This window comes from Dapis purpurea BLCC-M126 (assembly GCF_050015975.1).
Classification (GTDB): domain Bacteria; phylum Cyanobacteriota; class Cyanobacteriia; order Cyanobacteriales; family Microcoleaceae; genus Trichodesmium.
Genome location: NZ_JBNHER010000193.1, coordinates 1 through 6,189, shown reverse-complemented (window position 1 = coordinate 6,189; position 6,189 = coordinate 1). Strand labels below are relative to the sequence as shown.

The 6,189-nt window shown below is 37.4% G+C and carries 4 protein-coding genes and 1 pseudogene; all 5 read left to right on the top strand.

Annotation, left to right across the window (positions count from 1 at the left end):
• Positions 1-1,708 precede the first annotated feature (1,708 nt).
• The 5 genes and pseudogenes from ffh to ACP6PL_RS16765 all read left to right on the top strand — a co-directional run bounded on the left by ffh (position 1,709) and on the right by ACP6PL_RS16765 (position 6,039).
• A complete protein-coding gene (gene ffh, locus ACP6PL_RS16785; protein WP_426546406.1) occupies positions 1,709-3,160 on the top strand; it encodes a signal recognition particle protein in 1,452 nt (483 codons plus the stop codon).
• 397 nt (positions 3,161-3,557) lie between these two features.
• Positions 3,558-3,827 (top strand): annotated as a pseudogene (gene rpsP, locus ACP6PL_RS16780) (30S ribosomal protein S16); the annotation flags it as partial.
• Positions 3,781-4,401, top strand: coding sequence for a KH domain-containing protein (locus ACP6PL_RS16775; RefSeq protein ID WP_426546405.1), 621 nt, complete (start codon positions 3,781-3,783; stop codon positions 4,399-4,401). The pseudogene rpsP and the gene ACP6PL_RS16775, both read left to right, overlap by 47 nt.
• A 250-nt stretch (positions 4,402-4,651) precedes the next feature.
• Complete coding sequence (locus ACP6PL_RS16770; protein ID WP_426546404.1) at positions 4,652-5,605, top strand: PhoH family protein; 954 nt, start codon at positions 4,652-4,654, stop codon at positions 5,603-5,605.
• A 23-nt stretch (positions 5,606-5,628) separates the two neighbouring features.
• A complete protein-coding gene (locus tag ACP6PL_RS16765) occupies positions 5,629-6,039 on the top strand; it encodes a ChuX/HutX family heme-like substrate-binding protein (protein ID WP_426546403.1) in 411 nt (136 codons plus the stop codon).
• Positions 6,040-6,189: the final 150 nt, after the last annotated feature.

The following is a 6,189-nucleotide window of genomic DNA, read 5'->3' as shown; positions in this document are numbered from 1 at the left end:
TTCTACTGTAATGATTTTGGCTTTATTATAAGTGATCATCCGAACATGATATAAGCCAGTATAAAGATCAATCAAACTCCGGAAAATTATTGATATTTAACTACAGCACAGAGTTTATACCAATTTGATTAATGTTTACTACAAATAGTTACGCTGTTTTTGAGACTCATGAGTCAGGAGTCAGAATGAATAGCTTAAATACTATTTATTACTATTTATATTCCCTGTTTAGTCAAAAGGAGATCTCAGATAAAGTCTTTAAATCTTCCTTATTTTCGTAACATTCTTTTTTTTATTAGTATTATATCCTCATATATTCTGCACTTAGTATATAGAAGTTCCTATTGTTTGTATTTATACAATATCTGGATCTGATCGTTAGGGAATAAATTAAGTGCGAATGCGTAATAAAGGTTAAGAGGTTCAGATTTTTGATCTATACTTTGACTTTGGAAGTTTTACAAATTACTTAGCATTACTAAGGAAATATAAAAAAATGAAATAGGGAACAGGGAGGTGGCTTAAAAGCACAACTATTTTTACCATAACTTTAGGAGTATGAATACTGATACTGTATCCAACCGCCATATTTAAATCCCCGGAACTATTCCAGCTTTTATATTTAGTTGCCCAACAGTCTCTTAAAACTTAATTTTACAAGCAGTTTCTAAACTATAGTGTAGTGTATGGATTACACTGATGTCCAAAGCAGAAAATATAGAAAATATATCTGGAGTTGAGTAGTAAATATCTGAAATAATTTTGTCTAAGTTAGGTTAGTGTTAAAAATGATGCTGATATGATTGGATAGGCATAAAAACCATCGGATTTGCAACTTAGGGACAGCTATCCTGAAGGAAAGAAGTTTTTGAGAGACTTTACTTTTCCTTACATACCCTAGTCTTTGTGTGACTTCTTACTAACCTCTTACCACTGATAAATTATCTATTGGGTATTGTCATTAGAACTGAAAGATTAACAGGATAGAGGACTTTTAAAGAGTAAAAATGAATTCTACCCACAGCATATTATGGATGGTCATTCTTGCCTCTAAGGCAATATTTTAGATCACGGACGAACTGTAAAAATTAAATTTTAATAATACCAAATATTTCACAATGTTTGCTAGATATGCTGAAAAAAAGGTGTTAAGTCATAAGTTTTAGGTGTGAGGAAATTCAGGAAAAAGACAAAAGTGTAAAGTATTTCTTACCAAGCAGTATTAATGCATGCTCAATGCTATATCTAGGTTTACAAATTGTTTGGATTGTGTTATGGTGAATTTTATTTTAGTACAAATAGTTAGATTGGTTATTATATTCCTTCACCTAGAGTTTTTTTAGAAAAAAAATTTAACTGTCAACTTAAGGATCAGAAAAACTCCTAAAATACTTAATTATTTAAGATATAGAAAAAATTTTATTTGCAGCGAAAACCCTAAAAAATAAATTGTGTAAGTGTTTGATCGGAAAGTAGGTTATGAATAGAGATTAATCTTGTGGAAACGAGATAAATGCCTCAATCAAAGTAGATATTGTTAAAGTTTGGGATGAGCAATACATAAAAGATAAAAAGTAGTTAAGCAAGACAATAAAGCTGAGAATTCCCAAATACAAAGATAAACACTAAAAAAAATTAGGAAAAAAATACAAAAAGTTGTTAAATGATATATAATAAAAGACTACTACTAGTTAGCTGAAATTGCTTTATGTTTGAAGCCCTTGCTGACCGCTTAGAAGTCACCTGGAAAAAACTAAGGGGTCAAGACAAAATTACAGACTCCAATATCCAAGAAGCCCTGCGAGAAGTACGTCGTGCCCTATTAGAGGCAGATGTAAACTTACAAGTTGTGAAAGACTTTATAGCCGAGGTCAGCACCAAGGCAAAAGGAGCAAATGTATTAACAGGAGTAAGACCAGACCAACAGTTCATCAAAATAGTCCATGATGAGCTAGCAGAGGTAATGGGAGAAACCAATACTCCATTAGCAAAAGCTGACCAACTGCCGACTATTGTCTTAATGGCAGGTTTACAGGGAACAGGGAAAACCACAGCTTCAGCTAAGTTGGCCCTACATTTACGGAAGCAGAACCGGAGTGCTTTGCTAGTAGCTACTGATATATATAGACCAGCTGCTATTGACCAGTTAGTTACCCTAGGTAAACAAATAGATGTATCCGTATTTGAATTAGGTACAGATATAGACCCTGTAGAAATTGCTCAAAAAGGAGTAGAGCAGGCTAAAGCAGATGGTATAGATACAGTAATTATAGATACAGCAGGTCGGCTACAGATAGACCAAGATATGATGGCCGAACTTGCTAGAATTAAAGCAGCAGTTGAGCCCCAGGAAACCTTGCTAGTAGTAGACGCAATGACAGGTCAAGAGGCTGCAACATTGACCCGTACCTTCAACGACCAAATTGGGATAACAGGGGCAATCCTAACAAAAATGGACGGGGATACAAGAGGTGGGGCAGCTTTATCAGTCCGTCGAATTTCCGGTCAACCGATAAAATTTGTAGGGGTGGGAGAAAAAGTAGAAGCCCTACAACCTTTCTATCCAGAAAGAATGGCTTCTCGAATTCTGGGGATGGGAGATGTACTTACCCTGGTAGAAAAGGCTCAGGAAGAGTTTGACATAGCTGATGCTGAAAAAATGCAAGAGAAAATTCTCTCAGCTAAGTTTGACTTTACTGACTTCCTAAAGCAAACGCGGCTGATGAAAAATATGGGTTCCCTGGGAGGAATTATGAAATTAATTCCGGGAATGAATAAAATAAGTGAGGATCAGTTGCAGCAGGGAGAAACTCAGCTTAAGCGGTGTGAATCTATGATTAATTCTATGACACGCCAAGAGCGCCAAAATCCAGAACTTTTAGCCAAATCTCCTTCCCGACGACGACGTATTGCTGGTGGTTCAGGTTATGCTGAGAAAGATGTTAGTAAACTGGTGAGTGACTTCCAAAGAATGCGATCGCTAATGCAGCAAATGGGCCAAGGTGGAATGCCTGGTATGGGGATGCCTGGTATGCCTGGTATGGAAATGCCTGGTATGCTAGGAGGTAAAACACCTCCTGGTTGGCGTAACCAGCAAGGTATGGGTAGTGGTAAGAAGAAAAAGAAGCAGAAAAAGAAAAAGGGCTTTGGGCAGCTTTAAAAGAAGGGCAGAAACAGAAGCTGAAATCTTACCCAAGTATACTTAAACATACTTTTTGTCAAAATTTCTCATGGTAGATGCTCAATATAGCATTTTATTTAAACCCTGCCCCGTCCCGTGAAGTCTTATAAGATAAGTAGGTGGAGTTCCCGCCGATTTTAAGCCTGTGGAGAAGATAAATTACAGTCTTTGGGGCAGTAGTCTTCAGTGAAGCAGGAAGCTTGTCTCCAAAACTCAAATCTTGGTTTGAGTAAGTTTGGGTAAGTTCAGCAGAACGGACAGCAAGAGTCAAAAATACCTAGTAAAAAACTGTAGAGTTGATAAAAATATCGAAATGCTGCCTAGGTTACGATGAAACAATAGCTTATAATTCCAAACAGGAGTATAATCACTCGAAATGATCAAACTGCGATTAAAGCGATATGGAAAAAAACGGGAGACTAGCTACCGGATAGTAGCAATGAATAGCGACTCCCGTCGTGATGGCCGTCCATTAGAAGAACTCGGCTTTTATAATCCCAGAACAGATGAAACAAGGTTAGATGTACCAGCAATTACAAGACGCCTTGAACAAGGTGCCCAGCCAACAGATACAGTGCGTGACATATTGAGAAAAGCCAATGTCCTTGAATCATCCAGAATCGGAGTTAACACCCAAGCAAACGTATCAGTTTCCCATGCAGAATCGACCGAAGCCATTACCAATACTGAATCGATCCAAGCAACTGCCAATACCGAAACCAACGAAACCAGTGACAGTGAGTCAACTGCAACAGCAACAATTAGCGAATCTGAGGAACAACCACCAGTCAACGAATCCTGATTATGCTGAAATAGTTAGGTCTTTAATTGAGCCATTTCTAGAGTCACCAGAGTCTTTACGAGTGGACTGTGAAGTTAACCCCCGGCAAGCAAAAGCTTGGATTCGTCTGGCTTTTGATGAACCGGAAAAAGGGCGAGTATATGGTCGTGGAGGACGTAATATCCAAGCAGTTCGTACTGTGTTAGCAGCAGTAGCTCAAATAGCAGGTCAATCTGTACATTTGGAAATATACGAAGACCAGCCAGAGATACAACGCTCTTATCATTCTGACTATCCAAGTAATCGAGAAGAGGGAGTATACAATAGAAGGACTATACCAAGTAGTCGCCTCCCTGAAAACAGACATAGACTATCTCGTCATCGTGGTACAACTCCAAGTCCAATTAGATATAAAAGAAATGGACATGGAATGACATAAAAATCATAACTAATGCCACCACTAACCTCTCTCAGGAATAGTGGGGGCATTTCAGTTAGCCTCCTACGGAGGAGCTTCGCTAACAGTTATTATTACCTGTGGCTGAAGAGAGAGTTGAAATACTGAAGTTTATTTTTTTCATCCCCTTAAAAGGGTAACCTTATTTTTTGGTAAATTTTACTATGATTAGCTTTAGAATAGCTAATTCCAACAATTCTAGAATGAGGATGAGATAAAGAAATATGTTGGCATGACAGAGGCACTACAAATAGAATTGCCTAGTATTGATAGCGCGATCGCTCTTTCTGGCTATCAGGAAGAAAATATAAAACTACTGGCAAAGCATACAGGGGCAAATATCGTACTACGCGGACAAGAATTATTTATAACTGGCACTGCAACTCAAATTGAGCGATGCCAGAAAATTGTATATTCTCTAGAAAGCCTTTGGAAACATGGCAAAACTATCACTGGGGTAGAAATTCTCACTGCTCGCCATGCTATTGAGACAAACCGTCAAGATGACCTCGAACAACTTCAGCAAGATGTTCTGGCCAAAACTCGCCGTGGACTAGAAATTCGGGCTAAAACTTTTCGGCAAAGAAAATATGTCCAGGCCATTCGCACCCACGATATGACTTTTTGTGTAGGCCCTGCGGGGACTGGTAAAACATTTTTGGGAGCTATTTTAGCAGTAAAAGCACTTTTAGACGACCAATATGAACGCCTAATCTTAACTAGACCTGCTGTTGAAGCAGGAGAAAAATTAGGATTTTTGCCAGGAGATTTGCAACAAAAAATTAATCCCTATTTACGACCTTTATATGATGCTCTTTATGAATTAATTGAACCAGAAAAAGTGAATACTTTGATGGAAAAAGGAGTTATTGAAGTTGCACCTTTAGCTTATATGAGAGGTCGGACTTTGAATAACTCTTTTGTGATTCTTGATGAAGCTCAAAATACTACTCCTGCTCAGATGAAAATGGTATTAACTCGTTTAGGTTTCCGTTCAAAAATGGTAGTGACAGGAGATATTACTCAAACAGATTTACCCCTAAGTCAAAAATCAGGATTATCTGTTGCTATGAAGATTCTACGGAATGTTGAAGGTATTGCTATTTGTGAACTATCTCAAGCGGATGTGGTACGACATCCTTTAGTACAGAGAATAGTTGCTGCTTATGAACACTATGAAAAATAAATAATCAGAATAAATATCTATCTATGACTACTAACCTGAAAGATTTTTTAGAAGCTTGTGAACAACTTGGAACTTTACGTTTAATTGTGACAAGTAGTGCTGCAGTATTAGAAGTTAGAGAAAAAATTCAAAAGTTATTTTATGCTGAACTTCCCAAAGGTAAATATGCTAATATGCACACTGATATTTTTGAGTTTCATCTGAATATGGATCAGATTAAACAAGTAAAGTTTGAAACTGGGGAAGCAAAACGGGGAAATTTTACTACTTACGCAATTCGTTTTTTAGATAGTAACGGCGAAGTGGCTTTGAGTTCATTTTTGCAATGGGGAAAACCAGGAGAGTATGAACCTGGTCAGGTGGAAGCTTGGCAAGAGTTGAAGGAAAAATATGGTGAGGTTTGGGAACCTGTACCAGTGGAAACTTTGGAATAGGGAATTAGGTTTTTTCCCACAATAATTTTAGTCCATATACGCTAATACTTTCTCCCTAAAATAATGAACTATTTTAGCTGTGTCAGGAGAGCAAGGTGGTTCATTAATTGATAATTGATAATGGATAATTGATAATTACCTCTGGTTAAA